General features: G+C 72.1%; 28 protein-coding genes, 2 tRNA genes and 1 riboswitch. Of the genes, 17 read left to right on the top strand and 13 right to left on the bottom strand.

Features of this window, described 5'->3' with window-relative positions; all coding sequences use genetic code 11:
• The 8 genes from HNO83_RS10115 (at window position 1) to HNO83_RS10080 (ending at window position 6,461) form a co-directional block, all read left to right on the top strand.
• The gene (locus tag HNO83_RS10115; protein WP_175337401.1) at window positions 1–663 is read left to right on the top strand and encodes a hypothetical protein; all 663 of its coding nucleotides are present in this window, start codon (window positions 1–3) and stop codon (window positions 661–663) included.
• A gap of 133 nt (window positions 664–796) precedes the next feature.
• Window positions 797–2,071, top strand: a complete 1,275-nt coding sequence (locus HNO83_RS10110; RefSeq protein ID WP_175337400.1) for a DNA polymerase IV — start codon at window positions 797–799, stop codon at window positions 2,069–2,071.
• Window positions 2,072–2,126: 55 nt separating this feature from the next.
• Window positions 2,127–2,465: a spore germination protein GerW family protein gene (locus HNO83_RS10105; RefSeq protein WP_175337399.1), complete on the top strand. Its 339-nt coding sequence runs from the start codon at window positions 2,127–2,129 to the stop codon at window positions 2,463–2,465.
• Between the two features lie 28 nt (window positions 2,466–2,493).
• Window positions 2,494–2,604, top strand: a riboswitch (TPP riboswitch).
• A gap of 34 nt (window positions 2,605–2,638) precedes the next feature.
• Entirely contained in the window at window positions 2,639–3,262 is a 624-nt protein-coding gene (locus HNO83_RS10100) for an ECF transporter S component (protein WP_349627124.1), read from the top strand.
• Window positions 3,263–3,264: 2 nt separating this feature from the next.
• Window positions 3,265–4,773 carry an ABC transporter ATP-binding protein gene (locus HNO83_RS10095; protein WP_175337397.1) on the top strand — a complete coding sequence of 503 codons (1,509 nt, stop codon included), beginning with the start codon at window positions 3,265–3,267 and terminating at the stop codon, window positions 4,771–4,773.
• Window positions 4,770–5,549, top strand: coding sequence for an energy-coupling factor transporter transmembrane component T family protein (locus HNO83_RS10090; RefSeq protein WP_175337396.1), 780 nt, complete (start codon window positions 4,770–4,772; stop codon window positions 5,547–5,549). Before HNO83_RS10095 ends, HNO83_RS10090 begins: the two co-directional genes overlap by 4 nt.
• Window positions 5,533–6,186 (top strand): nucleoside/nucleotide kinase family protein, encoded by a 654-nt coding sequence (locus HNO83_RS10085; RefSeq protein WP_175337395.1) that lies wholly within the window; start codon window positions 5,533–5,535, stop codon window positions 6,184–6,186. Before HNO83_RS10090 ends, HNO83_RS10085 begins: the two co-directional genes overlap by 17 nt.
• The gene (locus HNO83_RS10080) at window positions 6,183–6,461 is read left to right on the top strand and encodes a hypothetical protein (RefSeq protein ID WP_175337394.1); all 279 of its coding nucleotides are present in this window, start codon (window positions 6,183–6,185) and stop codon (window positions 6,459–6,461) included. Before HNO83_RS10085 ends, HNO83_RS10080 begins: the two co-directional genes overlap by 4 nt.
• 22 nt (window positions 6,462–6,483) lie before the next feature.
• Here HNO83_RS10080 and HNO83_RS10075 read toward each other — a convergent pair whose 3' ends face one another.
• From HNO83_RS10075 to HNO83_RS10055, 5 genes are all read right to left on the bottom strand, one after another.
• Entirely contained in the window at window positions 6,484–10,248 is a 3,765-nt protein-coding gene (locus tag HNO83_RS10075) for a CLIPPER-2 domain-containing protein (RefSeq protein WP_175337393.1), read from the bottom strand.
• A 56-nt stretch (window positions 10,249–10,304) separates the two neighbouring features.
• On the bottom strand, window positions 10,305–10,658 hold the full coding sequence (locus HNO83_RS10070) for a metallopeptidase family protein (RefSeq protein WP_175337392.1): 354 nt from the start codon (window positions 10,656–10,658) through the stop codon (window positions 10,305–10,307).
• Window positions 10,655–11,722 carry a hypothetical protein gene (locus HNO83_RS10065; RefSeq protein ID WP_175337391.1) on the bottom strand — a complete coding sequence of 356 codons (1,068 nt, stop codon included), beginning with the start codon at window positions 11,720–11,722 and terminating at the stop codon, window positions 10,655–10,657. Before HNO83_RS10065 ends, HNO83_RS10070 begins: the two co-directional genes overlap by 4 nt.
• 54 nt (window positions 11,723–11,776) lie before the next feature.
• Complete coding sequence (locus HNO83_RS10060) at window positions 11,777–12,568, bottom strand: aggregation-promoting factor C-terminal-like domain-containing protein (protein WP_175337390.1); 792 nt, start codon at window positions 12,566–12,568, stop codon at window positions 11,777–11,779.
• 341 nt (window positions 12,569–12,909) lie between these two features.
• Window positions 12,910–14,157, bottom strand: a complete 1,248-nt coding sequence (locus tag HNO83_RS10055) for an MFS transporter (protein WP_175337389.1) — start codon at window positions 14,155–14,157, stop codon at window positions 12,910–12,912.
• A gap of 73 nt (window positions 14,158–14,230) precedes the next feature.
• Here HNO83_RS10055 and HNO83_RS10050 point away from each other — a divergent pair, with 73 nt between their 5' ends.
• Window positions 14,231–14,788 (top strand): ArsR/SmtB family transcription factor, encoded by a 558-nt coding sequence (locus HNO83_RS10050; protein ID WP_175337388.1) that lies wholly within the window; start codon window positions 14,231–14,233, stop codon window positions 14,786–14,788.
• Window positions 14,789–14,919: 131 nt separating this feature from the next.
• Here HNO83_RS10050 and HNO83_RS10045 read toward each other — a convergent pair.
• The 3 genes from HNO83_RS10045 to HNO83_RS10035 form a co-directional block, all read right to left on the bottom strand.
• Window positions 14,920–14,995 (bottom strand) — tRNA-His (locus HNO83_RS10045).
• Between the two features lie 48 nt (window positions 14,996–15,043).
• Window positions 15,044–15,667, bottom strand: a complete 624-nt coding sequence (gene orn, locus HNO83_RS10040) for an oligoribonuclease (protein WP_175337387.1) — start codon at window positions 15,665–15,667, stop codon at window positions 15,044–15,046.
• A gap of 10 nt (window positions 15,668–15,677) precedes the next feature.
• Entirely contained in the window at window positions 15,678–16,478 is an 801-nt protein-coding gene (locus tag HNO83_RS10035) for an SGNH/GDSL hydrolase family protein (RefSeq protein WP_175337386.1), read from the bottom strand.
• Between the two features lie 96 nt (window positions 16,479–16,574).
• Between HNO83_RS10035 and HNO83_RS10030 the strand changes: the two genes are divergently transcribed.
• A complete protein-coding gene (locus tag HNO83_RS10030; protein ID WP_175337385.1) occupies window positions 16,575–16,877 on the top strand; it encodes a thioredoxin family protein in 303 nt (100 codons plus the stop codon).
• A 115-nt stretch (window positions 16,878–16,992) separates the two neighbouring features.
• Here the strand turns inward: HNO83_RS10030 and HNO83_RS10025 are convergent.
• Window positions 16,993–17,065 (bottom strand) — tRNA-Arg (locus HNO83_RS10025).
• Window positions 17,066–17,105: 40 nt separating this feature from the next.
• Entirely contained in the window at window positions 17,106–18,410 is a 1,305-nt protein-coding gene (locus HNO83_RS10020) for an MFS transporter (RefSeq protein WP_175337486.1), read from the bottom strand.
• A gap of 162 nt (window positions 18,411–18,572) precedes the next feature.
• Between HNO83_RS10020 and HNO83_RS10015 the strand changes: the two genes are divergently transcribed.
• Window positions 18,573–19,427, top strand: coding sequence for a LysR substrate-binding domain-containing protein (locus tag HNO83_RS10015; RefSeq protein WP_175337384.1), 855 nt, complete (start codon window positions 18,573–18,575; stop codon window positions 19,425–19,427).
• A 71-nt stretch (window positions 19,428–19,498) separates the two neighbouring features.
• Here HNO83_RS10015 and HNO83_RS10010 read toward each other — a convergent pair whose 3' ends face one another.
• Window positions 19,499–20,716, bottom strand: coding sequence for a cation:proton antiporter (locus HNO83_RS10010; RefSeq protein WP_175337383.1), 1,218 nt, complete (start codon window positions 20,714–20,716; stop codon window positions 19,499–19,501).
• Between the two features lie 92 nt (window positions 20,717–20,808).
• Here HNO83_RS10010 and nadE point away from each other — a divergent pair, with 92 nt between their 5' ends.
• Window positions 20,809–21,648, top strand: coding sequence for an NAD(+) synthase (nadE, locus tag HNO83_RS10005; protein ID WP_175337382.1), 840 nt, complete (start codon window positions 20,809–20,811; stop codon window positions 21,646–21,648).
• 81 nt (window positions 21,649–21,729) lie between these two features.
• On the opposite strand, the gene HNO83_RS10000 is transcribed toward nadE, so the two are convergent.
• Complete coding sequence (locus HNO83_RS10000) at window positions 21,730–22,434, bottom strand: hypothetical protein (protein ID WP_175337381.1); 705 nt, start codon at window positions 22,432–22,434, stop codon at window positions 21,730–21,732.
• A gap of 121 nt (window positions 22,435–22,555) precedes the next feature.
• Here HNO83_RS10000 and msrA point away from each other — a divergent pair, with 121 nt between their 5' ends.
• The 5 genes from msrA (at window position 22,556) to HNO83_RS09975 (ending at window position 26,405) form a co-directional block, all read left to right on the top strand.
• On the top strand, window positions 22,556–23,080 hold the full coding sequence (msrA, locus tag HNO83_RS09995) for a peptide-methionine (S)-S-oxide reductase MsrA (RefSeq protein ID WP_175337380.1): 525 nt from the start codon (window positions 22,556–22,558) through the stop codon (window positions 23,078–23,080).
• Between the two features lie 124 nt (window positions 23,081–23,204).
• A complete protein-coding gene (locus HNO83_RS09990; protein WP_175337379.1) occupies window positions 23,205–23,630 on the top strand; it encodes a single-stranded DNA-binding protein in 426 nt (141 codons plus the stop codon).
• Window positions 23,631–23,640: 10 nt separating this feature from the next.
• A complete protein-coding gene (locus HNO83_RS09985; RefSeq protein ID WP_217498894.1) occupies window positions 23,641–24,162 on the top strand; it encodes a DUF6993 domain-containing protein in 522 nt (173 codons plus the stop codon).
• Between the two features lie 60 nt (window positions 24,163–24,222).
• Window positions 24,223–25,905, top strand: a complete 1,683-nt coding sequence (gene ettA / locus HNO83_RS09980; protein ID WP_175337378.1) for an energy-dependent translational throttle protein EttA — start codon at window positions 24,223–24,225, stop codon at window positions 25,903–25,905.
• Window positions 25,906–25,916: 11 nt separating this feature from the next.
• Window positions 25,917–26,405: an acyl-CoA thioesterase gene (locus tag HNO83_RS09975; protein WP_175337377.1), complete on the top strand. Its 489-nt coding sequence runs from the start codon at window positions 25,917–25,919 to the stop codon at window positions 26,403–26,405.
• Window positions 26,406–26,427: 22 nt separating this feature from the next.
• Here HNO83_RS09975 and HNO83_RS09970 read toward each other — a convergent pair whose 3' ends face one another.
• On the bottom strand, window positions 26,428–26,850 hold the full coding sequence (locus tag HNO83_RS09970) for a QcrA and Rieske domain-containing protein (RefSeq protein ID WP_175337376.1): 423 nt from the start codon (window positions 26,848–26,850) through the stop codon (window positions 26,428–26,430).
• Window positions 26,851–26,869 lie beyond the last annotated feature (19 nt).

Here is a 26,869-nt window from a genome sequence, read left to right as displayed (position 1 = left end):
ATGTTCGTCGAGGGCACCCTTCGATGGCAGGTCACGGAGGACTGCCCGTGGGACCTGCTCGTCGCCCTCGCCGTGCGCGACCTCGCCGGGCTGTCGGAGGCCGTGCAGCCGTCCCTCCCGGCGCTCGACCCCGCGGTGACGCCCGCGCTGCAGTCGCGCGGCGCGCGGTCGGGGCGGAGCGCGTCGCGCGCGGCTCCCGGCGGCGCTCCCGGCGGCTCGGCCGGCGCCGGCGACGACCCGCTCGCGGTGCAGTGGCAAGCCTGGTTCGAGGTCGTCGCCGACCGCACGCGGCGGCTGACCGCGCCGCTGCTGCGTCCGCCGCACTTCGAGGCGTTCGACCGGGCGCTGGAGCTGCAGGATGCGGTGATCGCGCACTACGACGCGGCCGCCGGCTGGGCCGCCGCCCGGCACGCGGAGTACGTGCAGGCGACCGCGGCGACCCACGCCCGCCGCGCCGCAGACATCGTCGACGTGGTCCGGGAGCGGGAGCACGAGCTCCGCCGCCAGGCCGGCTACTTCCGGCTCGACCTCGACGTGCTGCCCCTGGCCGAGAAGGGCGCCTGGATCGTCGGGCCGCACACCGTCGTGGTCAGCGCGACCCTGCGCGACGACTCCCACGCCTTCCGCGCCTGGCTCCGCCCCCTCGTCACCGCCCTCGTCTAACCCGCCCACCCTCCGCTGAGGTGCTCGCAGATGCACCCGCCTCCGGCGTGTCGCGAGCATCTACGAGCACCTCAGCGGAAGAGGGAAGGGGGAGGGAGGGGGGAACGTCGGTCGGGGGTGAGAGAGTGGAGGGGTGGGACGAGCGGACGGGAGCGAGCGGCAGGTCAGCGCCGCCGATGTCGACGACTCCGAGTCGAGCATCCTTCACGTCGACATGGATGCGTTCTTCGCGTCGGTCGAGCTGCTCGAGCGCCCGGATGCCCGCGGCAAACCGGCGATCGTCGGGCACGCGGGCGGCCGCGGCGTCGTGACGAGCGCGACGTATGAGGCGCGCCGCTACGGCGTCCGCAGCGCCATGCCGATGTCGCAGGCGCTGCGCCTGTGCCCGAACGCGATCATCCTGCCTCCGCACTACGACCGCTACACCGAGTACTCGCGCAAGGTGATGGACATCTTCCACGAGGTCACCCCGCTCGTGGAGCCGCTGAGCATCGACGAGGCGTTCCTCGACGTCGCCGGCGCCCGCCGGCTGCTCGGATCGCCGCGCCGGATCGCCGAGCTGATCCGGTCGCGCGTGCACGAGGAGACCGGGCTGACCTGCTCCGTCGGCGTCGCCGCGACCAAGTTCATGGCGAAGCTGGCCTCCGGCCGCGCGAAGCCTGACGGGCTGCTGGTGATCCCGCGCTCGGAGACGCTGTCGTTCCTGCGGCCGCTGCCGGTCGGCGCGCTGTGGGGCGTCGGCGCGAGCACGCAGTCGTCCCTCGAGCGGATGGGGCTGCTCACGGTCGCGGACCTGGCGGACGCGCCGCTCGGCGTGCTGCAGAAGGCCGTGGGCGACGCCTCGGGCCGCCGTCTGCATGAGCTGGCGAACGGACGCGACCCGCGCCGCGTCGTCACAGAGTCGCGCGAGAAGAGCATCGGCCACGAGAACACGTTCGGCGTCGACGTCGCCGACGTCGACCAGTTGCGCCGCGAGCTGCTCCGCCTCTCCGGCCGGGTCGGCGAGCGGCTGCGCAAGCACGAGCTGGAGACGCGGACGGTCGCCATCAAGGTCCGCTTCTCCGACTTCCGCACCATCACCCGTTCGCGCACTCTCGCCGAGCCGACCAACGTCGGCCGCCGGCTGTTCGAGGAGGCGTGGGATGTGTTCGAAGCGCTGGGGCTGGATGTGCGGCAGACCCCCATCCGCCTCATCGGCGTGCGCGCGGAGCAGCTGCTCGACGCGGGCGGCAACTCCTTGGCCCTGTGGGACCCGGACGAGGAGTGGCGCGAGACCGAGCGCACCCTCGACGCGGTCAGCGCCCGGTTCGGCCGCGGCGCGATCGGCCCGGCCTCCCTGGTCCGCCGTTCGCGGGACGCCGACCAGGAGGAGCAGGACGGCCGCAACCCCAAGTACGTCAGCGATTGAGGCGACGGCCCGAAGGAGCCTGGTCTCGGCGGCACCCGCGCGCTACCGTGGCTGCATGACGAACATGACGCTCAAGCTCGCGGAGACGCTCAGCACCTCCGGCATCAAGTCGGTCTACGGCGACCCGGTCGTCGTCGACGGGACGACCATCGTGCCCGTGGCGGCCGTGCAGTTCGGCTTCGGCGGCGGCGAGGGCGGAGAGGGCGGCGAGGACGCTCCGGCCGGCAGCGGCGGCGGTGGCGGCGGCTGGGCGGTCCCGTTCGGCGCCTACGTCTCCGACGAGTCGGGGGTGCGGTTCCGGCCGAACGTGATCACGCTGCTCGCCGTCGGCATCCCGTTCGTCTGGGTCGCCGGTCACGCCTGGTCGCGCGTCATCAAGGCGCTCAAGCGGTAGCACGCGGGCCCGCCCGCCGGGCTACACTGTCTGTGAACACGGGAGTCCGGTGAGCCGGGCTGAGAGGAGACTTCTCCAAGTCTCGACCGTCGAACCTGATCTGGGTCATGCCAGCGCAGGGAGGCCATTCTCACATCCCGTGCCCTGTTTCGCTGACTGAAAGGGCACGCACAGTGCACGCAACTCTTCTCTCCACCTCGGCGCGTCCGCGCACCTTCCGCTGGCGGGTCGTCGACATCGTCGTCGCCAGCGTCGTGGCGGTCGCCGCCGGCGTCGTCTTCTGGATCTGGGGCGTCGTCCAGAACCCCATCTCAGGTCCGGTCTCGGCGGTCCTGCCCGGCTTCCAGGGCATCCTGAACGGCCCGTGGCTGTTCGCCGGGGTGCTCGTCGCGCTGATCGTGCGCAAGCCCGGCGCGGCCCTCTTCGGCGAGGTCGTCGCCGCCACCGTGTCCGCGCTGATCGGGACGCAGTGGGGCTTCGCCACGCTGCTCTCGGGTGTCGTGCAGGGGCTCGGCGCGGAGCTCGTCTTCGCACTGTTCCTCTACGCCAACTGGCGGCTCTTCCCGGCGCTCCTCGCCGGGGCCGGCGCTGGCATCGCCGAGTCGATCCTCGACCTCCTCTACTGGTACCCCGGGTCGAAGCCGGAGTTCGTGGTCGTCTACACCATCACCACCACGATCTCGGGCCTGGTCGTCGCCGGCCTCGGCTCCTGGCTGCTGGTGCGGGCGCTCGCCCGCACGGGCGCGCTGAGCCGGTTCGCCGCGGGCCGCGAGGCGCAGAAGGCGGCGCGGGTCTGAGCGTGGCGACGGGACGGCCGTCGCCGGCCGCGATCCACGTCGACGGCTGGGGCTGGCGGTATGCCGGGCGTGCGGCGTGGGCCGCGCGCGGGGTCGACCTGCGCGTCGAGCCGGGGGAGCGGGTGCTCCTGCTCGGCGCGTCCGGGGCCGGTAAGAGCACGCTGCTGGCGGGCCTGGCCGGCGTGCTCGGCGGCGAGGACGACGGCGAGGCGGAGGGCGCGCTCACGGTGGGCGGCCGTCCGCCCGCCGAGGCTCGCGGGACGGCCGGGCTGCTGCTGCAGGACCCGGACGCGCAGGTGATCCTCGCGCGTGTCGGCGACGACGTCGCCTTCGCCTGCGAGAACCTGGGCGTGCCGCGCGACGAGGTCTGGCCGCGGGTGCGGAAGGCCTTGGCCGAGGTCGGGCTCGACGTGCCGCTCGACCGCTCGACCGCCCAGCTCTCCGGCGGGCAGAAGCAGCGGCTGGCGCTCGCGGGCCTGCTCGCCATGCAGCCGGGGGTGCTGCTGCTCGACGAGCCGACCGCGAACCTCGACCCGGAGGGTGTCCTGGAGGTCCGGGACGCCGTGCGCTCGGCCCTCGACGCGACGGGTGCGACGCTGGTCGTGGTCGAGCACCGGGTCGCCGTCTGGCGCGACCTCGTGACGCGCGTCGTCGTGCTCGGGGCGGATGGTGGCGTGCTGGCCGACGGCGCTCCGGAGGCGGTGCTCGGCGACACGGCCGGCGAGCTCCGCCGCGCCGGGGTGTGGCTGCCGGACACGATCGTGCCGGAGGCGGCGCCCGTCGCCGAGGGCGACCCGCTGCTGCGGGCGCAGTCGCTCGTGTTCGGCCGCGGCCCGGCGGTCACGCGCGGTCGCCGCCGGGGGCGGGGACGTGCCGTACGCACGGACCCGGTCGGCGGACCGATCGAGCTCTCGATCGCCGCGGGCTCCGCCCTCGCGCTCACCGGGCGCAACGGGGCAGGCAAGTCGACTCTCGCGCTCACCGTCGGCGGTCTGCTGCCCGCGCTCAGCGGAACGCTGACGGCCGAGCCGGCTCTCGCGGACGGCGCCCCGGGCGACCCGTCGGCGTGGCGGTCGCGCGAGCTGCTGACGCGCATCGGCAGCGTGTTCCAGAATCCCGAGCACCAGTTCCTCGCGTCGACCGTGCGGGACGAGCTCGCCGCGGGGCCGCGGGCGCTCGGGCTCGACGCGGCCGAGGTGACCGCGCGGGTGGACGAGCTGCTCGACCGGCTGGCCCTCGCCGCCGTGGCGGAGGCCAACCCTTTCACCCTGTCCGGCGGCCAGAAGCGGCGGCTCTCGGTCGGCACGGCGCTCGCCACGCGGCCCCGGCTGCTGGTGCTCGACGAGCCGACGTTCGGGCAGGATGCGCGCACCTGGGAGGGCCTGGTCGGCACGATCGCCGGCCTCCGCCGCGACGGGCACGCCGTCGTCGCCGCCACCCACGACGCCGAGTTCGTCTCCGCCATCGGCGCGACGGACCTGCGGCTCGGCGCGGCGGAGGTGGCGGCGTGACGCTCATCCAGCCGCTGCGCACCGGCCCGCTCGCGACCCTCAACCCGGTCGCCAAGCTGGGCGCCGCCCTCATCGTGACGGTCGCCCTGCTGCTCTCGATCGACCCGGTCTCGGCCGGCGTCGCGCTCGTGCTGGAGGTCGCGCTGCTCGCCTTCGCGCGCCTCCCGCTCCGCACCGTCCTCACCCGGACGGCACCGGTGCTGATCGCCGCGCCGCTGGCGGGCCTGACCACACTGCTTTACGGCCGCACCTCGGGCACCGTGTACGTGCAGTGGTGGTTCGTGGAGGTCAGCGACGGCTCGGCTGCGCTCGCCCTGGCCACCATGCTCCGCGTCCTCGCCATCGGACTGCCCGCGGTGCTGCTGTTCATCACCATCGACCCGACCGAGCTCGCGGACGGCCTGGCGCAGCTGCTGCGCCTCCCGGCCCGGTTCGTGCTCGGCGCGCTGGCCGGCCTCCGCCTGGTCGGGCTGTTCGCTGAGGACTGGCGTGCCCTCACCCTCGCCCGCCGCGCGCGCGGCGTGGCCGAGTCCGGCGCGTTCCGGCGCTTCCTCGGGCAGTCGTTCGCGCTGTTCGTGCTGTCGCTCCGCCGGGGGACGAAGCTGGCGACCGCGATGGAGGCGCGCGGCTTCGGTGCGCAGGTCCGTCGCACCTGGGCCCGGCCCTCCGTCTTCCGCGCCCGCGACTGGGCCGCCCTCGCGGTTGCGATCCTGGTCGCGGGCGCCGCGATCGCCGCCGCCGTCGCCACCGGGAGCTGGAATGCGCCCCTCAGCTGACCTCGCACCGCTCGCCGACGCGCTGTCCCGGGCCGTGGCGACCGCGTCGCGCGCCGGCCGCACGCCGGTCGTCCTGATCGACGGGCCGAGCGGGGCGGGCAAGAGCTCCCTCGCCGACCTGCTGCTCGCCGACTGGCCTGCGGAGGGCGCCCCGCGCCTGGTCCGGATGGACGACCTCTACCCGGGCTGGGACGGCCTCGATGCCGGAAGCGACGCGGTCGGCCGCGACCTGCTCGCGCCGCTCCGCGCACACGGCTCCGGCAGCTGGCAGCGCTGGGACTGGGCGAACGAGCGGCCGGCGGGACGCGTCCAGATCACAGGGACCGAGCCGCTCATCGTGGAGGGATGCGGCACGCTCTCCCGGCGGAATGCCGCCCTCGCCGACCTCACGGTGTGGCTGCACGCGGACGACGCGCTGCGGAAGCGTCGGGCGCTGGCCCGCGACGGCGCCACCTTCGCCGCGCAGTGGGACCGGTGGCAGGCCGAGTTCGACCGCTTCGTGGCGCGAGAGGACCCGGTGGCGTCGGCCGCGCTCGTCCTGGACGTCACCGGACTCGACCTGACGCCGACCGCGCCGCGCACCGCTCGGGTCGGCGACCTCACCGATCCCGTTTCGGGGACTACGGTGGAGTCATGACCGACGCACGACAGGATCCCGAATACATCGTCGAGTACGCCGACGGCCCGCTCGCAGGGCAGACCGACCGCCGTTTCCTGGTGGACGGGAAGGTGGATGAGCGGATCGGCGTGATCGCCGCGGTCGAGGGCCTCGAGTCCACCTTCTGGTACGTGAAGGGCGAGGAGCGCGAGGCGAACGGCGAGCGTCTGGTGACCTACCACTTCGACCAGCCCGACTCCGACCCGGTGGAGGCCGACAAGGAGGACGAGTCGATCTTCGGCTACGGCGCCTGAGGCCGGCGAACCCGCCGGGCGTTCACGCCCGGTGATGCCGGGCGCGGCGCCGGAGGGCGGCGCCCGCGGTCAGCAGCACCAGCACGACGAGCACCGGCGGCCATAGGTCGCTTCCCGTCGACGCCAGACCGCCGGCCACGCCCGAGCCGGAACCTGAGCCCGAGCCCGTCCCGGATGCGCCCGCCGGTGCGGTCACCGTGACCGTGAGGGATGCCGCCTCCGACGACACCGGATCGCCGAGCGTGGTCTCGGCGTGCGCGACCGCTGTGTCGGTGACCGTGCCGTGGGCCAGGTCGGCCGCGGTCGGGAGGTAGGAGGCCGTGCACGTCGTCGTCTCGCCGGGTGCGAGTCGGGTGGCGGCGCAGACGGGGGCCGCCGTCAGCGGCCCGGCCGGGGCCGCCTGCGTGTCGGTGACCGTCACTCTCGTCAGGGTGATGGTCCCTGTATTGCCGACGGTGAACCGGTAGGCGATCGTCCCGCCGAGCGCCACGCTCGACTCCGACGCGGTCTTGGCGAGCGAGAGGCTCGCGACCTGCCCGGTCACCGTGACCGTCTCGGTCACCGGGAGCGACCGGACGGAGACGCCGGCGGGAGTCGTCCCCTCGGCGGTCGCGGTGACCGACAGCTCACCCACGTCCAACTCGTCCTGCGTGACCGTCGGCGCGATCCGGCAGGTCGCGCTCTCGCCCGGTGCCAGCGTCGCCGGGTCGCACGAGACCTCGCCGCCTCGGTCGTCGACCAGCACCACGTCGGCGACGGTGACCGCGCCCGTGTTCGTCGCGACGAAGCTCAGCGGCACGGCCTCTCCGGCGGTCGCGCTCGACGGGACGGCCTGCGGCGCGAGCGCGAGCGCGGCGACCGCCGTCGATTCGAGTCGAAGCCCGTCCGGCGACGAGACGACCGGGTCGCCGTGCGCGTCGGTACCCGAGGCGGTGGCCGTGTCGGCGAGGCTGCCGTGGTCGATGTCGGCCTGCGTGACCCGATAGCCCGCAGCGCACACCGCTGTGTCTCCGGGCGCCAGCGTCGTCACATTGCACTGCGGGGCGGTGTCGAGCGGCCCCGCGGGCGCGACCGGCGTATCCGTGACGGCGACGCCGTTCACGGTGGTCGCACCGGTGTTCGTGACGGCGAAGGTGTAGCCGATCTCCTGTCCCGCGTGCGCGATCGAGGCGGCGTCCGCCGTCTTGTCGACGGTGAGCCGCGAGACGGCGACGACGGGGACGGACAGGGTGTCGGCGTCCGAGACGACGCTCGCACCCGCCGGGTCGGACGCCGTCGCGGTCGCCGTGTCGGCGAGCGTGCCGTGGTCGATGTCGGCCTGCGTCACCGTGTACGTCGCCGTGCAGGTGACCGTGCGGTCCGGTGGAAGGGTCGTCTCCGGGCAGGCCGGCGCCGCGTCGAGGGTGCCTGCGGGCGCGACAGGAGCGTCGTCGACGGCGAGCCCGTGCAGAGTGAGCCCGCCCGTGTTGCGCACCGCGAAGTCGTAGCGCACGACCTGTCCCGCCGCGGCGATCGTCGCAGCCGAAGCCGACTTCGAGACGGTGAGGGACGCCGTGGCGTCCGCGGTCACGGTGACCGCGGTCGGCGGGCTGGTCACCGGAGCGTCGCCCGCTGTCGAGCCGGTCGCCGTAGCGGTGTTCTGGATGCTGCCGCGGTCCACATCCTCCTGTGTCGCCGTGTACACGGCCGAGCAGGTGGTGCGCTGTCCCGGCACGAGCCGGGTCTGGGCGCAGTCGAACGCCGGGACTGCTCCGCTGCCGGTGAAGCCGGTCTCGTCGATGGCGAGCCCGTCCACGATCAGGTTGCCGTCGTTCTCGACGGCGACCGTGTAGGCGATCGTGTCGCCGGCGGCGTGGACGACCAGCGGGCTCGCCGTCTTCGTGGCGGTCAGGGCGGGCGCGGCCGGCGTCGGCAGCCCGACCGTCGAGGGAGCGCTCGTCACGGGTACAGCGCCCACGCCTGCGGGGGTTCCGGTGGCGGTGGCGGTCAGGTCCACCGTCCCGGCGATCAGGTCGTCGTGGGTGACTGTGTAGGTCGCGGTGCAGACGATCTCCCCGCCGACGGGCACGTCCGTCGCCGGGCAGCCGACCGGCGACAGCGGTCCGCTGCCGGTGAAGGCCTGCACGGCGACCGCGACGCCGTGCAGGGGCAGGTTGCCGGTGTCGTCCACCACGAAGCTGTAGGTGAGCGTCTCGCCCTCGACGAGGTCGCCCGGGGGGTCGGCGGAGGTGCGCAGGCCGATCCCGGGGGCGGCGGCCGTCACCGCCGTGGTGGTCGTCGCGGGCGGGCTCACCGCCGCTGGGGCGGGCGCGGGTGGCGTTCCGGTCGCGGTCGCGGTGTTGACGACCGTGCCGGCGGCCGCATCCGCCGGCGTGATCGTGTAGTCGGCGGCGCAGTCGCCGGACGCGCCGGCCGCGAGCACGGTCGGGCAGTCCAGCCCCGGAACCAGGGGATCGTCGACCGCGACCCCGGTCAGCGGCACGTCGCCGGTGTTGCGCAGCGCGAACGTGTACGGGATGGTGTCGCCCGCGTCGACCAGGCCGTCCTGGTTCACGTCGACCGGGGTGCCCGCGGTCTTCGTGAGCTCCAGCCCGGGCCGCGAGAACGTGACCGAGGCCGACCCGGGCGGGTTCAGCCCCGTCACGATCACCCGGTCGGGCCCGTTGGTGTAGCCGCCCCGGGGTGCGGTGACCTCCACGTCGGCCGTGCAGGAGGCCATCCCGACGCTCAGGTCGCCGGTCAGGGAGACCTCGCCGCCGGACGCGGTCAGCGCTCCGCCCGGGCAGGTCGTCGACGCGTTCGACGGGGAGGCGACGGTCATGCCGTCGGGCAGGGCGTCGCGGAACGACCAGCCCTGCTTGGAGCCGAGCTCCGAGGTGTTCGTCACCGTGAACCGGAGCCGGGCGGTCCCGCCGCTCGGTCCCCAGCCGCCGACGAACTCCTTGTCGAGCTGCGGCGTCGCGTCCAGGATCCGGATGTCGTCGAAGGCGTGGTCGTTGCCGAAGTCGGAGGGCTGGTTGTTGACCATCCGGATGCCGACCGAGCTCCCGCTGAAGAGCACGGCCCCGTTCGTCGTGTACTGGCCGACCGTGAACGTCTGCGCGCCCGAGGTCCCGAGTGGGGGGACGGTCACCGTCGTGGGCGACGAGCAGCCGTCGATCTCCGAGCCCGCCGGGAACTGCTGGCCGCCCTCGTTGACGAGGAAGAACTGCAGCAGGGGATGGTTGAGGTGGCAATTGCTCGCGCCGACATCCACACCGAACGCGAGGAAGCGGCTGGAGGTCGGCAGCGCGACGCCGCCGGTCGTCGCCAGTTCCAGGCTCTGCCCGTCGAGGGGCTGGAGCGAGAGCGCCGAGATCGCGTGGTTGTCCACCGCCTCCGCCGCGGTCTGACCGTGCAGCATCCCGAGGGCCACCGACGTCTGCTGCACCTGGTTCCACAGGTCCCTGCGGTTGCCGCAGTCGGCGATCGGCTCACCGGCGGTCGTGGACTGCGCCGCCGCCGAGACCCAGCCGTTGCAGCCGGTCAGCCACGCCGGGTCCGCGGTGTAGGTCTGCCCGCTCGCCCCGGTGTACTGGTTCAGCCGCAGGATCGGGGAGGTGGCCGGACCGTTCTCGAAGTCCTCGTCGTAGACGATGGACGGGGACGACGGCACGCCGGGGCTCCCGGGCGCTGCGGCGGCCGGTGCGGCGGCGACCGCCGTCGAGAGGGCGGCGGCACCGGGGATCAGCAAGGCACCGGCGGCGAGCAGCGCCGCGGCGCGGGTGCAGGCAGTCGGTGCTGGCATGCAGCCAGGATGACGAGGCCGACCCGATGCCGAAAGGCAGTAGGCGGCGGGAGCGGTCAGGCCCAGCCGAGCTCGTGCAGCCGCTCGTCGTCGATGCCGTAGTAGTGGGCGATCTCGTGCACCAGGGTGATGTGGATCTCGTCGCGCAGCTCGTCCTCGGTGGCGGCGATCGCGAGTAGGGGCTCGCGGTACAGGATGATGCGGTCCGGCATCTCGCCGAAACCGTAGCTGTCGCGCTCGGTCAGCGCGACGCCGTCGTACAGTCCGAGCAGGTCGAGCGAGCCGTCCTCCGGTCGGTCCTCGACCACGAACACCACGTTGTCCAGCCCGTCGACCATCTCGTCCGGCAGCTGGTCGAGCTCGTCGGTGACGAGGGCCTCGAAGGCCTCGGCGTCGAGCTGCAGCGTCATCGCCAGGCCTCGGCGACCGCCGCGTGGAGGTCGAGCAGGGACGCGGTGCGTTCGCTCGGTCCGCGGCCGAAGCCGCACTCGGTGCCGACGCCGAACACGGGCACCGCCGTGGCGGCGGCCGCGGCGCGGCGACGTGCGCCCTCGACCCCGTCCTCGTGGTGGAGCAGCCCGAGGTACAACTCGGTGCCTTCCGGGAGCTCGACGTCGGCGAGGGGCGCGAAGTAGGCGGCGTCGTCGCGCTCGATCGGCACGGGCAGGTGGACCCAGTCCACCGGCCGCGAGGATGCCGACAGGATGCCGCGCAGCACGGCCGCCAGATGCCCGGCGTCGGCCGGCTGCACGAAGTGCTGCTCCTCCACGTCGCCGTAGCAGAGGTGAAAGCCCACCTGGACGCCGGCGGGGACCGCGGCAGCCTGCCGGGCGGCGCGCTCCAGCACGCCGGAGAGCACGTCGTCGCCGAACCAGGACGGCATCCGGCCTTCGAGCAGCGCGAACTCGACCGCCGTGTCCCACTGGATCGCCAGATCCTCGTACGGGATGCCGTCGACGATCCGCTGCAGCTCGCCGAACAGGGCGCGCTCGTACGCGGGCTCGAACGCGGCCCGGTCCTCCGGGACGATGAACGGGCCGACGACGCCGGCGGGCGTCGGCAGCGAGACCTGGAAGCGGGTCCCCGGCGCGATCGCGCCCTCGTCGCGCAGCCGGCGGAAGACGGCGTACGAGTCGAGGGCGGCCTCGGCGTAACCGAGGTCCGGGAACACCAGCTCGTCGGCGGAGACACCGGGTTCGAGCTGGAACGGACGGCCGTCGAAGACGCCGCGCAGCAGCCGCGGCTCGCCCGGGATGCGGGTGAGCCCGTCCATACGGTCGAGGCGCGCGGTCTGGAACTGCACCCAGTAGAAGCGCTCGCCCACCTCGCCGTCCGGGATGCGGTGCAGCCGGTCGCCGAGGTGGGCGCTCACGGTGCGGAGCACCGACTCGGCGTCCGGCAGGGTGACGCTGCCGACGAGGTGGGCTCCGCGGATGACGGGGGAGGCGGGGGCGTGGTCGGTGCTGGTGCTCACCCGCGCGAGTCTACCGGCGGCAGGCCGCGCCCCCGCGGGCCGCCGTCGTGCCGGTCAGTACCAGTTGACCGACTCGGAGTGCCCCCACGCGGCGCACGGCGTTCCGTAGCCACGGGAGATGTAGTCGAGGCCCCACTTGATCTGGGTGGTGGCGTTGGTCGCCCAGTCGGTACCGAACGAGGCCATCTTGCTGCCGGGGAGTGCCTGCGGGATGCCGGTCGCGCCGCTGCCGGAGTTGGAGGCCTGGTAGTTCCAGCCGGACTCGCGGGTCCACAGCTTGTCGAGGCACTGGAACTGGTCCGCGCCCCAGCCGTACTGGCTGGAGGCCAGGGAGGCGGCGGTCGACTTCGCGCCGTCCGGCGTGTTCGCGGCGGCGGCAGCGGCGGCGGCTGCTGCTGCGGCCGCGGCGGCGGCCTCGGCGGCCTTGCGGTCCGCCTCGGCGCCGGCGCTGGCCAGCGCGTTCGACGCCGCCTTGGTGGTGTCGATCGTGTCGCGCAGCTTGTCGTCGCTGAGCTTGGTGAAGCCGCTCAGGCCCGCGATGGCGGTGGTGGCGGCCGACGCGTCGGCCTTCTGCCGGTTCGCGGCGACGGTCGCCTGTGCGGCGGAGAGAGTGTCCTTGGCCTCCTTCTCGAGGCGCTCGCGGACGATGGAGCCGTAGACGCCCAGCTGCTCGTGACGCATCCCGGTGGCCTGGGAGAGCTCCTGGGTCTTGCGCTCGCTCTCCTGCTGCTGCGCCACGGCGGGCGCGAGGAGGCTGGCGCTGACCAGCAGGGCGGCGGCACCGGAGACGATGCGGCCGAAGGGGAGGGGACTGTTCTTGACGGCGTTACGAAGGGTACTCAGCATGTGTTTCCTGGATCGGGCTTCCCCGCCTGACGCGTGCGGACGCAAGGGTGCGCACACGAACGGACCCGTGCTTTTTCGCCGGGAGGTCCTGCGGGCTGACGACCGCGCCGGAACGTGCGAGAGCACCCGTGGACCCGTGGTCCGGAGGGCGCGCGAGCGGCGGCGCGGGTGTGCCGGGCGTGGAAGCGGCGGGCATCCGGGGGCGGTCGCAGTGCGACCGGGGGTTGGGGGGACCGGATGCGGGCCAGCGCGGCACGACGGCTGTCGAAGCCGTCGGAAAAAGACCCTAGGCGCCTAGTCTGGACGGTTCGGGCATGGATCCTGGCAAAGTCGTGTACGCGTCAACCAACAGGGGCGCTGTCCTCGACCTCCACGGCGGCCTCGGCTTCGTCCATCCGGCGGTCGGTGACCCACAGCATCGGGACGAGCTGCAGCAGCACGAGGGCGGCCATCACGACGAAGACCCACTGCACGCCGAACAGCTGCCCGATCAGCCCGCCGACGGCCGCACCGAGCGGCATCGTGCCCCAGGCGAGCAGCCGGTAGGCGCTGTTGAGCCGCCCGAGCAGACGGAGCGGGACGACGCGCTGGCGCAGCGAGACCGTGATCACGTTCCAGACCGAGATGGTGATGCCGCCGATCAGCATCCCGGCGCCGATGAGGAACGGGTTCGCGGTGAGCGCGGGCGTGACGATCAGGAGGAGGGAGCCGACGATGGTCAGCACGAGCGAGCGCGCGCGCCCGAGCAGGCGCTCGACCGGCTCCGCCAGGAACGTGCCGAGCACGCTCCCGATCGCCGACGCGGTGAGCAGGAGCCCGTATGCGGGTTCGCTCAGCTTCATCGCCGACTGGGGGCCGACCGCGTAGAGCACGAACACCGTGTACACCGCGGAGCTGGCGAAGTTGAAGACGCCGACCATGATCGCCAGCGTGCGCAGCAGCGTGCTCCTGCGGAGGTACCGGAGCCCCTCGGCGATGTCCGCCCGGATGGTGCTCGGGGCCGTCCGCTCTGCGCGGAACCGTCCGCGCACGAGAAGGAGCACGCCGATCGCGGCGACCCACAGCAGCACGGGCGCGCCGAAGGCGAGCGCGATGCCGGTAGCCACAAGGAAGCCGCCCAGCGGCGGCCCGACGAACTCGTTCGCGGTGAGCTCGGCGGCGTACAGCCGCCCGTTCGCCCGCGACAGCTGCTCGCGCCGGACCAGCTGCGGCAGGATCGACTGCGACGACGTGTCGTACACCGTCTCGGCCACGCCGATGCAGAGGGCGGCGACGTAGAGCAGCCAGATGGATCCACCGCCCAGCAGCGCGACGCCGGTGAGGCAGGCGAGCACGAGCGCGCGGGCGGTGTTCGCCACGAGCATGAGCCGGCGGCGGTCCATCCGGTCGGCGAGCGCGCCGGCCGTCAGCGCGAACAGCAGCCAGGGGAGGGTGAAGGCGAACCCGAGCCCGGCGATCAGGGCAGGGGAGTCGGTGTAGCGCACGGCGACGAGCGGGAGGGCGACCTTCATCACCCCGTCGGCCAGGTTGGAGAGGCCGGCCGAGGTCCACAGCTTCCAGTACCGCGCGCCGAGTCCGTTCTCCGTCATGCGGCCAGCCTGGCACAGTGATTGAGAAAACTCAATCACCTGGAGAAATCTCCATCTGCGGTAGTGTCGTACCATGACGGACCCGCTCGCAGACGATCGCCCAGGCGACCCGGACGCCCGCCGTCGCCCGGCGACCGCGAAAGAGATCAAGGCGCTGTCGCATCCGCTGCGCCTGCGCATCCTGCGGTTGTGCAATGACCGGGAGCTGACCAACAAGCAGCTCGCAGATCGGCTCGGCGTGGACCCGGGCACGGCGTACTACCACGTGCGGCAACTGGTCTCGGCGGGTTTCCTCGAGCCGGCCGAGGTGCGCACGGGGGAGAGCGGCGCGCTCGAGAAGCCGTACCGCTCCACCGGGCTGACCTGGTGGCTCTCGGTGGCGCAGGACGAGGACCCGAGCAGAGGGGCGGCTCCCGTGGAGGCCTTCCAGCAGGAGCTCGCGGAGGCCGGGCCGGCGTCCATCGCGACGTACGCGCGCTTCGCGCTGCACCTGTCGCCGGAGCAGATCGAGGAGCTCGACCGCCGCATCGTCGCCGTCCTCGACGAGTACATCTCCACCGACCACGAGCGTGCCGACCAGCCCGCGCACGGCGGCTTCTTCGTGCTGCACCGCCTAGCCCCCGACGCCTGACGGCGGCCGCCTGCCCCGCTCATTCGTGCCGAATCGCCGCAATTCGTGACGAATAGCGTCGATTCGGCACGAATCGTCGCCCGCCGCGGGCACGAAAAAGGGCCCGGTTCACACGGAACCGGGCCCACGACTGGGGTGAGTAACGGGGCTTGAACCCGCGACCTCCTGGACCACAACCAGGCGCTCTACCAACTGAGCTATACCCACCATGGCTGCTCGCGGCTCACCGAGCCGTTCGCACGCAACTCGACGATTCTAATACATCCGCGGGGCCCATTTTTCCACCACGCCCGAGGCCAGCGCCTGGGTGTCGTCGGTGGTGGGGCCGGGAGGCGCGACGAACGCGGCGGACCGGTAGTAGTCGAGTTCGCGGATGGACTCCAGGATGTCGGCGAGGGCGCGGTGGCCGCCGTTCTTCTCCGGAGCGTTGAAGTAGATGCGCGGGAACCAGCGGCGGGCAAGCTCCTTGATCGAGGAGACGTCGACGTTGCGGTAGTGCAGGTGGTTGTCGAGCCGCGGCATGTACTTGGCAAGGAACATGCGGTCGGTGCCGATGGTGTTGCCCGCGAGCGGCGCGGTGCGCGCGGTCGGGGCGAACTTCAGCACGTACTCCAGCACCTCGTACTCGGCCTCGGCGAGGCTCTTGCCGTTCGGGATCTCCTCGATCAGTCCCGAGGTCGTGTGCATCTGCCGCACGAAGTCGCCCATGTTGGCGAGCGCCGAGTCGTCGGGCTTGATGACGATGCTGAGGCCCGGGTCGAGCACGTTCAGCTCGAAGTCGGTGATGACGACGGCGATCTCGACGAGCTCGTCGACCTCGAGGTCGAGGCCGGTCATCTCGCAGTCGATCCAGACCAGTCGATCCGAGGAAGTAGCCATACCAGCGAGTCTAGTGCTGGCCTCCGACGCGCCGCGGCACGGGCAGCTTCGGCCCCATCCCGTCGCCCGTGGACACGTGCCGCAGCCGCCGCGCGACCCACGGGATGGCGTACACCCGCAGCCAGGTGCGCAGCGGCACCGAGTCGGGCGGCCCGGCGGTCTCCGCGGCCGGGGGCGCCGCCGCCTCCGGACCGCCGATCTCGGCGTACGGGATGCCGAGCGCGTGCGCCGCGTGCGACGCGAGCAGCCGGTGCCCCCGCGCGCTCAGGTGCACCCGGTCGGAGGCCCACATCGCGGGGTCGCGGAACTCCCGGACGCCCCACACGTCGAGGACGGTGGCGTGCTGGTCGCGGGCGATGCTCCAGATGTTCGCGTTGAAGACGGCCGCCCGTCCGCGGAAGGGCTTGAGGAAGAACGCGAACTGCGGGTCGAAGATGTTCGCCAGCAGCACCGCGGTGCCCGCGCCGCGGAGCCGGCGGATGCCGCCCTCCAGCCGGGCGGCCAGGGCGTCGGGGTCGGCCGCCGGGCTCATCAGGTCGTTGCCGCCCACCATCACCGAGACGAGGTCGGGCGCGAGGTCCAGGGCGTGCGGGATCTGGCCGTCCACCACGTCAGCGATCCGGCGGCCGCGGACGGCAAGGTTGGCGAACTCCAGGCTGGCTCCGGCGAGGCGGGCGTCGCCGTCGAGGATGCCGGCGAGGCGGTCGGCCCAGCCGACGTACGCGTCCGGTGCTCCGGGAGCGGGATCGCACAGCCCCTCGGTGAGCGAGTCTCCGAGGGCGACGTATCGCGTGAAGGTCGTTCGGCTCACGGGACGATTGTCGGCGGTGGGCGGGGCCGCCGTCGCGCGTCCACGGCGTGCGGCAGTGGATGGTCGTCCCGATTTCGCCGGACGTACACTGACGGGGTGGAAACGACACCGGCCGTTGACCCGGCGGACACCGAGGGTGCGCAGCTGACGCTCTACACCTCCGCCTTCTGCGAACCGTGCATGCAGACGCGCGTGGTGCTGGCGGAGGCGGCGCGGCTCGCGCCGCGGATCGCGGTGACCGAGCTGGATGTGGCCCGCAACCCCGAGAGCGCGGAGCGGGACGGCATCCGTTCGACCCCGACCGTCATCGTCGCATCGGCGGACGGCGCCGAGGTGTTCCGCGCCGAGGGCGTCCCGACGCTCGCGCAGGTGCTCGCCGCTGCCGCCCGAGCTCTCTGACCGCCGCATCCCGGCCCGCCCAGCCGACAGCTCCTGAGTTCTTCGACCTCGCCGCGGCGTGTCGCTCGAACAACTCAGGAGCTGTCGGCTGGGGAGGCGCTGTGGACGTGGGAGGTGCCCCCGGCAGGAATCGAACCTGCGACCAAGAGATTAGAAGGCTCCTGCTCTATCCGCTGAGCTACGGGGGCGTGCGCCTCCACGATACCGGAGGCGGCCCGGCGCTCGGCGTCAGAGCCGGGCGCCCGACTTGCCCGCCCGGTTGACGATCGCGATGACGGGCCTGCGCCCGCGCAGCCCGAAGGCGAGGCGCAGGCTGGCCTGCCGGGCGATCAGCACGGCGATCACGGCGGCGGCCGCCGCCGGCACCAGACCGGAGATCGCCATGGCGATGTGCGGTCCCACCTGCTCGACGACCCAGCCCATGATCGGTCCGCCGATGGCCTGGCCGCCGAGCAGCACGAGGATGTAGAGCGAGATCACGCGTCCGCGGATCTGCACGTTCGACGACATCTGCACCAGCGAGTTCGCCGCCGTGATGAACAGCAGGTTCCCGATCCCGACGCCGACCAGCAATGCTCCGAAGGCGATCTCGCCCGGCGCGAACCCGGCGACGGCCTGCACGATCCCGAGCGCCGCTGCGGTGCCGACGACCATCGACAGCCGCACGCTGGTGCGCCGGGTGGAGGCGAGTGCCCCGGTGAGCGCGCCTGCCGCGACGAGCGCGTTGAACAGCCCGTAGCCCTGCGCGCCGACGTGGTACACGTTGTTGGCGTACGCGGCGAGGAACACCGGCATGTTGAACGCGAAGACGGCGATCACGGCGACCATCACGACGGTCCAGAAGATCACCGGCTTGCGGCGCACGTACCGCATCCCCTCGGCGAGCTGCCCCTTGCCGCGCGGTGCGGCGGGGGAGGCGTGCAGTTCCGACCGCTTGAGCGTCGCGACGGCGAAGACGACGGCGAGGCACGCGACCGCGTTGATCGCGAACGACCAGCCGCCGCCCACCGCCGTGATCAGGATGCCGCCGAGCGCGGGCCCGATGAGCCCCCCGAGCTGGAAGATCGAGGAGTTGAGGCTGATCGCATTGCGCAGGTAGCGCGGCCCGACCAGCTCGTTCACGAAGACCTGCCGGGCCGGGTTGTCGACCACCGTCACGAGCCCGAGCACGAACGAGATCGCGTAGACGTGCCACACCTCGATCACCCCGCTGAGCGTGAGCACGGCGAGCAGGGCGGCGAGCCCGGCCGCGCACGACTGGGTGATGACGAGAAGCCGCTGCTTCGAGTAGCGGTCGGTGAGCACGCCTCCCCAGAGGCCGAAGAGCAGCATGGGCGTGAACTGCATGAACACGGTGACGCCGACGGCCGCGACGCTGCCGGAGAGCTGCAGCACCAGCCAGTCCATCGCGATCCGCTGCATCCAGACCGCGGTGTTGGCGACGAGGTTGCTCGCGGCGAAGCGGCGGTAGTTGGGGACCCTCAGCGAGGCGAACGTCTCGCGCCACGGCGGCCGGGCGGAGAGGACGGGCATGGGCCCGGTGGGCGGGGCGGCGGCGGGGGAGTGTGCCACTCTCGTGTTACCTCGATGTCTGCTGGTTCCGTATGAAGTCTCCCCATCGACATTACGTGTCCCAGGATATTCTTGGAGCCGATCGGCACTATAAGTCCCATTGGATTTCCGAATGGATGGCCCATGTTCGACCCCGTTCTGCTCCAGACCTTCCTCGCCGTGGCCGACACGCGCAGCTTCACCCGCGCCGCGGCCCGGCTCGGCATCAGCCAGCCCACCGTCAGCCAGCACATCCGGAAGCTGGAGCAGGCCGCCAAGCGCCAGCTGATCGCCCGTGACACCCGCGACGTGCGGCTGACCGACAACGGGGACGCGATGGCCGGCTTCGCGCGCACGATCCTGGCGGCCCACGCCGAGGCGGACAGCTACTTCAGCGGCTCGGCCATGCGCGGCCGGCTGCGCTTCGGGGCCGCGGACGACCTCGCGATCACGACGCTGCCGCGCATCCTGAGGCACTACCGGCAGCAGAACCCGCAGATCAACCTGGAGCTGACCGTCGACCAGTCCGGGCCACTGCACCGGAAGCTCAAGGCCGGTCAGCTCGACCTCATCTTCATCAAGCAGACGCCGGGCACCACCGACGGCACGGTCGTGGCGACCGACGAGCTGGTCTGGATGGGGCAGGAGAAGACGATGCTCGATCCCGAGGGGCCGGTGCCGCTGATTGCGTACCAGGGACCGAGCATCAGCCGCCAGGCGGCGATCGACGCGCTGGAGGCGGCGGGCCGCACCTGGCGGATCACCTGCAACACGCGCGAGGTGAACGGGGTGCTCGCCGCGGTGCGCGCCGGCATCGGGGTCGCGGTGTTCCCGCGATCGCTCATCCCCACCGACCTCATCAAGGTGACCAACCGGTTCGGGCTGCCCGAGCTCGGCGGGATCGACTTCACCCTGCTGTCGAACCCCTCGGCCGCGCGCGAGCCCGTGGAGGCGCTGACCACCGCCATCCTCGCCCGCGCGGTCAGCCGCGTCGCCTGACCGGCGCCTGGTTGGCGCGACACGCCGTCGGCGGCAACGGCCGCGCGGCGTGTCGCGTCAACCGGCCGCGCTCAGCCTTCGACCGGCACGGCGTCCGGGTCGGCCGGGCGCACACCGCCGTCGGAGGAGCGCCGCCGCAGCGTGAGCGCGAGCAGCGGGAACAGCAGCACCGACAGCATCCCGGCGCCGACGAGCGCGGTCGCGGTACCGCTGGCGAGGTCGTGCTCACGGACTCCGATTGCCGTCACCGCGACGATGATCGGCAGCCCGGTCGCGCTGAGCAGCGTGAGCGCACCGCGGTCGCGGAACGTCGAGCCCGGCGGCGCGGACAACGACCCCGGCACCCCGCGGATCACAAGGAGCAGCAGAAGGAACACCGGCAGTAGGATGAGCGCCCTCGGGTCGCCGAGCAGCGCGGGCAGGTCGAATCCGATCCCGGTGTTGATGAAGAAGATCGGCACCAGTACGCCGAACGCCACCGCCTCCAGCTTGCTCTCGATGTGCCGTGCGTCCGCGGGCTCCGCACCCGAGAGCAGGATGCGGCACAGCACCCCCGCCGCGAACGCGCCGAGCAGCATGTCCAGCCCGAGCGCGATGCTCAGGCCGACGAGTGCCGCGATCACGAGCACGACGAAGCGGATCGCGAACTGGCCGCTGGTGTGCAGCGTCGCCCTCACCAGGCGGTGGAAGCCGCGGTGGCCGCCGCGCGAGGCGAACCAGATCGCGCCGCCCGCGACGATCGCGAACCCGATCAGCACCAGGGCGGCGGCGAGGGGCTTGCGTCCGCTGAGGAACAGCGAGATCGCCAGCAGCGGCCCGAACTCGCCGACGGCTCCGACCGCCGTCACGGCCCTCCCGAACGGCGTGTGCATCTCGCCCGCGTCGCGCAGCACCGGCATCAGCGTCCCGAGCGCCGTGGAGGTGAGGGCGATGCCGATGTAGACGCCGGTGACGAGCGACCCCGCGATCAGGGTCGAGAGCAGGACGCCGGCGGCGAGCGAGGCCAGCCAGCCGAGGGAGGCGGTCCGCAGCGGTCGCCCGGCGATGGAGCGGAAGTCGATCTCGTTCCCGGCCATGAAGAACAGGAATGCGAGACCGAAGTTGGACAATGCCGCCAGGGAGTCCGTCTCGGGCACCCAGCCGAGCACGCTCGGGCCGATCAGCAGCCCGAGCACGATCTCGAACACCACCAGCGGGATCTTGACGAACCGGCCGACCGCCGTGGTGAGCAGCGCTGCGGCGACGCCGAGCAGGGGGACGAGCACGACGGTGGCGACACGGGGGTCCATGCGCGCATGCTAGCGACGCCCGGCCGGGCGGCGGCAGACCCTTCCCGGCCGGCGTTCACACAGCCGAAATGCGCCGGGGATAGTGTGGCGTCATGCGCGAACAACAGGCAAGGATCATCGCTGACCTGCACGTGAGTCCGGAGATCGACCCGGCCGCCGAGGTCGAGCGGCGCGTGGGCTTCCTCGTCGACTACCTCCGCACGACAGGTGCCGCCGGCTTCGTGCTCGGCATCAGCGGCGGGCAGGACTCGACGCTCGCCGGACGCCTCGCCCAGCTGGCCGTCGAGCGGCTGGCCGCCGAGGGGACGGACGCGGACTTCGTGGCCGTGCGGCTGCCCTACGCGGTGCAGCGCGACGAGGAGGACGCGCAGCTGGCGCTGCAGTTCATCCGCCCGAAGAGCCAGGTCGTGTTCAACATCCAGCGCGGCACCGACGGCGTCGAGGACGAGTACGCCGACGCGCTCGACGAGCCGATGTCCGACTTCGTCAAGGGCAACGTGAAGGCGCGCATCCGCATGGTCGCGCAGTACGCGATCGCGGGCCAGCGCAGCCTGCTCGTCATCGGCACCGACCACGCGGCCGAGGCCGTGACCGGGTTCTTCACCAAGTACGGGGACGGCGGCACCGACATCCTGCCGCTCACCGGGCTCAGCAAGCGGCAGGGCAAGCAGCTGCTCCGCCATCTCGACGCCCCCGCACGGCTCTGGGAGAAGGCGCCCACCGCCGACCTGCTCGACCTCAACCCTGGGCAGACCGACGAGGACAACCTCGGCCTGACCTACGAGGACATCGACGACTTCCTGGAGGGCAAGGACGTCGCGGACGAGGTGGCCGAGGCCATCGAGGGCCGCTACCGGGCGACCGAGCACAAGCGCCAGCCCCCCGCGAGCATGTTCGACAGCTGGTGGGGCGAGGGCAGCTACAGCCGCTGATCCCGCACGACGAGGGAATGACGAAGGGCGCCGGCGTGATGCCGGCGCCCTTCGTGTCGGTGGAGTGCTCGCGACGAGCGGTCAGACGGGCTGACCCAGGCGGGCCGTGGGCGAGGTGTCCTGGTCGGAGGCGCCCGCAGCCGCGGTGGCCGCGAACGGGTTCGTCTGCTCGTCCTGCGGGTGCTGCGCAGCCGCCGCGGCGGGGGTCGCGGGTGCCGCGTACTGCTCGTGGTGCTGCTGGGCGACCCAGGCGTCCTGCTGGGCGACCAGCGACGTGCGCTCGCCGTCGGTGTTCTCGAAGCGCCAGCGCTCCAGGTCGTTCTGGAAGATCTTCCGCGCGCGGCGCGGGTTGTTCTGCCACTCGATCAGGCGGTCGCGGAACTCGGCGATCGCCGGGTCGAGCTGGTAGCCGAAGGTGGCCGACGCCCGCTTCATCTCGGCGAGCTGGTGCCCGGCCCAGTTCGCGGCGATGCCGGAGCCCTTGATCGGGAGCAGGCGCACCATGATGTCGGCCTGGCCGACGGCGCGGTCGGAGAGCACCTGCTCGGCCGGGGTCAGCGAGTTCCAGACCGAGGCCTCGGTCGCGGCATCCACCAGTGCCGCGATCGCGGAGGCCTTCTGCTGGCGGTCGGTGCGGGAGAGGAGGCCCTTGAGGGCGCCCCGGGCGATCCAGGCGGCGATGAGGCCGGACAGGATCACGGCGACCGCGAGGACCGCCGCGTAGAAGATCACCGAGCGTGCTGCCGGCGATGTGAGCCAATCGACGAAGTCATTCCACCACTGCATGCCGCGATGGTAACGGCGTGGAGGGGGTGGGCCGCGGAGCCGGGGCGACGTGTCGCGTATGCGTGCATTCCAGTGCGCGGCGAGAGGCAGAATGGTGGGAGCGGATCGAGAGGGGAACCCCATGCAGACCTTCGTGCTGGCCGGCGGATGCTTCTGGTGCCTGGACGCGGTGTACCGCGTGCTGCGCGGGGTGCAGGATGTCGTGTCCGGGTACACCGGCGGCACCGTCGTCGACCCGACGTACGAGGAGGTGTGCACTGGCCGCACCGGGCACGCCGAGGCGGTGGCCGTCACATTCGACCCCGAGGTGGTTCCTCCGGGCGTCATCCTCGACGTGTTCTTCACCCTTCACGACCCGCGGCAGCTCAACCGCCAGGGCAACGACATCGGGACCCAGTACCGGTCGGCGATGTTCTATGACGGCGAGCACCAGCGCGAGCTCTTCGAGGGCGCGCGCGACCGCGCCGCCGAGTACTGGGACGGCGGGATCGTGACCACGATCGAGCCGCTCGGCCCGTTCTACCGCGCGGAGGAGTACCACCAGGACTTCTTCGCCAAGAACCCGGGCCAGGGATACTGCCTGGCCGTCGCGCTGCCGAAGGTCAACAAGATCCGCGCGTCGTACGCGGACTACGTCACGGCCTGAATCCGTCCACAGGCGGGGACGCCGCCGAGTTCTCCACGGAAGCGGCGGGGCCGCTCCGCCGCCGGAGCGCTCCCGCGAGAGTGGTCTCGAGCCCGCCGCCCGGCGGGCGCCGAAAGGGGAGACCATGTCCGACACCGTCGCCGTCCGCGGCTTCGTCGCCACCGAGCCGCGCCACCTCGTGACCGAGGGCGGGCTGCCGATCACGAGCTTCCGGCTCGTCACGACCCGCCGCCGCTATAACCGCCAGGCCGCCTCCTGGGAAGACGGCGGCAGCAACTGGTACACCGTCAGCGCGTTCCGCCGGCTCGCCCTCAGCGCGGCCGACTGCATCGCCAAGGGCGACCCCGTCCTCGTCTCCGGCCGGCTCTGCCTGCGGGAGTGGGCCGGCGAGAAGCAGGGCATGACGGTGGAGATCGAGGCCGAGTCGATCGGGCACGACCTCACCTGGGGCCGCTCCGCCTTCACGCGCTCTCCTGCGGCGGCCCACGCCGGCGAGCCGGTGGATGAAGCGGCCACCCCTCCCGAGGGAATCCCAGCGACCTCCCCATAGGATGCGGAGCATGCCGTCTTCCGTGGTCCGCCGGACCGGTCCGCTCGCCCGCGTGACCGCCGGGCCTGCCGCTGCCGCCGCCATCGTGCTCGCCTTCGCGCTCACCGGATGCGTCGGGGGCACCACCCCGACGGCAGCGCCGACGGCGACACCGACCGCGAGCCCGACGGCGACACCGACCGCGTCCGCTCCGCCGGCGATCGCGCTGGTGCCGGGAGGGACGGCGCAGCAGAACCTGCCGTACTTCGATCAGGTGAACCGGGCGACCCTCGCGGCGAAGCCCGACGCGCAGGGGCGCGACTTCATTGACGCGCTGGTGGCCGCCGGATTCAGCAAAGCCGACATGCAGGTGACCGTCGACACGACGACGATCGGCCTGAAGGCCAACTCGATCCAGTTCTCGGTGAAGCTCGGCGACACCTGCCTGATCGGCCAGAACGGTGCGGATGCGGGCGGCTACAGCAGCATGGTGACGCCGGTGCTCTCCACGGGCGCCTGCCTGATCGGGCAGACGCGTCCGATCGACTGGTAGTGCCGGGCCGGTATCCTCGAATACGGCACAGTGCCGACGACAGGGAGTTTGAGAAGAAGAGTGGCCGAATACATTTACTCGATGGTGCGCGCCCGCAAGGCGGTCGGCGACAAGGTGATCCTCGACGACGTCACGATGGCGTTCCTGCCCGGCGCGAAGATCGGTGTCGTCGGACCGAACGGCGCCGGTAAGTCGACCATCCTGAAGATCATGGCCGGCCTCGACACGCCCTCCAACGGCGAGGCCAAGCTGTCTCCCGGGTACAGCGTCGGCATCCTGATGCAGGAGCCGGAGCTGGACGAGAACAAGACCGTGCTCGAGAACGTCCAGGAGGGCGTCGGCGAGATCAAGCAGAAGGTCGACCGGTTCAACGAGATCTCCGGACTGCTCGCCGACCCCGACGCCGACTTCGACACGCTGCTGGCCGAGATGGGCACCCTGCAGGAGCAGATCGACGCGGCCGACGCGTGGGACCTCGACTCCCAGCTGGAGCAGGCGATGGACGCACTGCGCTGCCCGCCGGGCGACTGGCCGGTCAACACGCTCTCCGGTGGTGAGAAGCGTCGTGTCGCGCTCTGCAAGCTGCTGCTGCAGAAGCCCGACCTGCTGCTGCTCGACGAGCCCACCAACCACCTCGACGCCGAGAGCGTGCTCTGGCTGGAGCAGCACCTGGCGAAGTACCACGGCGCCGTGCTCGCCGTGACCCACGACCGGTACTTCCTCGACCACGTGGCCGAGTGGATCGCCGAGGTCGACCGCGGTCACCTGTACCCGTACGAGGGCAACTACTCGACCTACCTGGAGAAGAAGCGCGAGCGCCTCGCCATCCAGGGCAAGAAGGACGCGAAGCTCGCCAAGCGCCTCTCCGAGGAGCTCGACTGGGTGCGCAGCAACGCGAAGGGCCGCCAGGCGAAGTCCAAGGCCCGTCTGGCCCGCTACGAGGAGATGGCGGCCGAAGCGGAGCGCACCAGGAAGCTCGACTTCGAGGAGATCCAGATCCCGCCGGGGCCGCGCCTCGGCCAGATCGTGATCGACGCGAAGAACCTCGAGAAGGGCTTCGGCGACCGCAAGCTCATCGACGACCTCACGTTCACGCTTCCGCGCAACGGCATCGTCGGGGTGATCGGCCCGAACGGCGTCGGCAAGACCACGCTGTTCAAGACGATCGTCGGGCTGGAGCCGCTCGACGGCGGTGACCTCAAGGTCGGCGAGACCGTCCAGATCTCGTACGTCGACCAGACCCGCGGCGGCATCGACCCGAACAAGAACGTGTGGGAGGTCGTCTCCGACGGGCTCGACTACATCCAGGTCGGCAAGACCGAGGTGCCGTCGCGCGCGTACGTCTCGACCTTCGGGTTCAAGGGACCGGACCAGCAGAAGAAGGCCGGCGTGCTCTCCGGTGGTGAGCGCAACCGCCTCAACCTGGCGCTCACGCTCAAGCAGGGCGGCAACCTGCTGCTCCTCGACGAGCCGACCAACGACCTCGACGTCGAGACCCTTTCGAGCCTGGAGAACGCCCTGCTCGAGTTCCCGGGCTGCGCGGTGGTCATCACCCACGACCGGTGGTTCCTCGACCGGATCGCGACCCACATCCTCGCCTACGAAGGCACCGACGAGAACCCGGCCGACTGGTACTGGTTCGAGGGCAACTTCGAGGCGTACGAGGAGAACAAGGTCGAGCGGCTCGGTCCCGACGCCGCGAAGCCCAACCGGTCGGCGTACCGCAAGCTCACGCGCGACTGAGGCGACGGACGATGCGACTCCACGTCCCGATCAAGCTCCGCTGGAGCGACCTCGACGCGTACGGTCACGTCAACAACGCCGAGATGCTGCGCCTCCTCGAGGAGGCGCGCATCGAGGCGTTCTGGGTGACCGACGACAGCGGCCAGGGCAGTGGAGAGGCGGTCGGAGGCTCGACCGCCGTGCTCGACGGACGGCCGGGCGCCGACACGCTCACGCTGATCGCACGGCAGGAGATCGAGTACCTGGCGCCCATCCCGTACCTCCGCCAGCCGCTCGACGTCCAGCTCTGGCTCGGGCGGCTCGGCGGGGCGAGCCTCGAGGTCTGCTACGAGGTCTGGTCGCCCGAGGGCACCGAGCCCGCAACGCTGTACTCGCGTGCGGCGACCACGATCGTGCTCGTCGACGCCACGTCCCAGCGTCCGCGGCGCATCAACGAGCGCGAGCGCGACGCGTGGACGCCGTACCTCGAGGAGCCGGTGGCGTTCGCCAAGCGCGGCTGATCTCGCGGCCCACGGTGCGCCGCTACGCGGTGACCGTCACCGAGTCGCCTGACACCGTCGCATTCAGCTTCGGCAGCGGGTCGCTCGCCGGACCGTTCAGCACGTCGCCGGTGGAGGCGTCGAAGCGCGAGCCGTGACACGGGCAGTCGAACTCCTTGCCCTGGGGTGCCACGGTGCAGCCGGCGTGCGTGCACACCGCGCTGAACGCGACCACCTGACCGGCGCTCGGCTGCGACACCACGATCGGCTTGCCGCCGAGCGTGGCGGAAACGGCGCCGCCCACCGGGATCGACTTCAGCGAGACCTTGGTCGAGCCTCCGCTGTCGGTCCCCGTGACATTTCCGTCGGCGCCGGCCGCGGTACAGGCGGCGAGCAGCAGGGTGCCGGCGGAGGCGCCGCCGATCGTGACGAGGGTGCGGCGGGTGAGCGGTGCGCGGTCGGTCATCGTGGTCCTCACGGTCGGC

The sequence above is a fragment of the Leifsonia sp. C5G2 genome, assembly GCF_013359685.1.
Lineage (GTDB): Bacteria > Actinomycetota > Actinomycetes > Actinomycetales > Microbacteriaceae > Leifsonia.
Note: the sequence above shows the minus strand (reverse complement) of the source record. Positions and strands in the feature narration are given on the sequence as shown.

Coding starts and splice junctions, on each gene's coding strand:
- HNO83_RS10050 (WP_175337388.1), top strand. CDS start 14,231: ATGACGGACCCGCTCGCAGACGATCGCCCAGGCGACCCGGACGCCCGC.
- orn (WP_175337387.1), bottom strand. CDS start 15,667: ATGGCTACTTCCTCGGATCGACTGGTCTGGATCGACTGCGAGATGACC.
- HNO83_RS10085 (WP_175337395.1), top strand. CDS start 5,533: ATGCGCCCCTCAGCTGACCTCGCACCGCTCGCCGACGCGCTGTCCCGG.
- HNO83_RS10070 (WP_175337392.1), bottom strand. CDS start 10,658: ATGACGCTGCAGCTCGACGCCGAGGCCTTCGAGGCCCTCGTCACCGAC.
- HNO83_RS10080 (WP_175337394.1), top strand. CDS start 6,183: ATGACCGACGCACGACAGGATCCCGAATACATCGTCGAGTACGCCGAC.
- HNO83_RS09975 (WP_175337377.1), top strand. CDS start 25,917: ATGCGACTCCACGTCCCGATCAAGCTCCGCTGGAGCGACCTCGACGCG.
- HNO83_RS10075 (WP_175337393.1), bottom strand. CDS start 10,248: ATGCCAGCACCGACTGCCTGCACCCGCGCCGCGGCGCTGCTCGCCGCC.
- HNO83_RS09970 (WP_175337376.1), bottom strand. CDS start 26,850: ATGACCGACCGCGCACCGCTCACCCGCCGCACCCTCGTCACGATCGGC.
- HNO83_RS10060 (WP_175337390.1), bottom strand. CDS start 12,568: ATGCTGAGTACCCTTCGTAACGCCGTCAAGAACAGTCCCCTCCCCTTC.
- HNO83_RS10115 (WP_175337401.1), top strand. CDS start 1: ATGTTCGTCGAGGGCACCCTTCGATGGCAGGTCACGGAGGACTGCCCG.
- HNO83_RS10055 (WP_175337389.1), bottom strand. CDS start 14,157: ATGACGGAGAACGGACTCGGCGCGCGGTACTGGAAGCTGTGGACCTCG.
- HNO83_RS10105 (WP_175337399.1), top strand. CDS start 2,127: ATGACGAACATGACGCTCAAGCTCGCGGAGACGCTCAGCACCTCCGGC.
- nadE (WP_175337382.1), top strand. CDS start 20,809: ATGCGCGAACAACAGGCAAGGATCATCGCTGACCTGCACGTGAGTCCG.
- HNO83_RS09985 (WP_217498894.1), top strand. CDS start 23,641: ATGCCGTCTTCCGTGGTCCGCCGGACCGGTCCGCTCGCCCGCGTGACC.
- HNO83_RS10000 (WP_175337381.1), bottom strand. CDS start 22,434: ATGCAGTGGTGGAATGACTTCGTCGATTGGCTCACATCGCCGGCAGCA.
- HNO83_RS10015 (WP_175337384.1), top strand. CDS start 18,573: ATGTTCGACCCCGTTCTGCTCCAGACCTTCCTCGCCGTGGCCGACACG.
- msrA (WP_175337380.1), top strand. CDS start 22,556: ATGCAGACCTTCGTGCTGGCCGGCGGATGCTTCTGGTGCCTGGACGCG.
- HNO83_RS10010 (WP_175337383.1), bottom strand. CDS start 20,716: ATGGACCCCCGTGTCGCCACCGTCGTGCTCGTCCCCCTGCTCGGCGTC.
- HNO83_RS10020 (WP_175337486.1), bottom strand. CDS start 18,410: ATGCCCGTCCTCTCCGCCCGGCCGCCGTGGCGCGAGACGTTCGCCTCG.
- HNO83_RS09990 (WP_175337379.1), top strand. CDS start 23,205: ATGTCCGACACCGTCGCCGTCCGCGGCTTCGTCGCCACCGAGCCGCGC.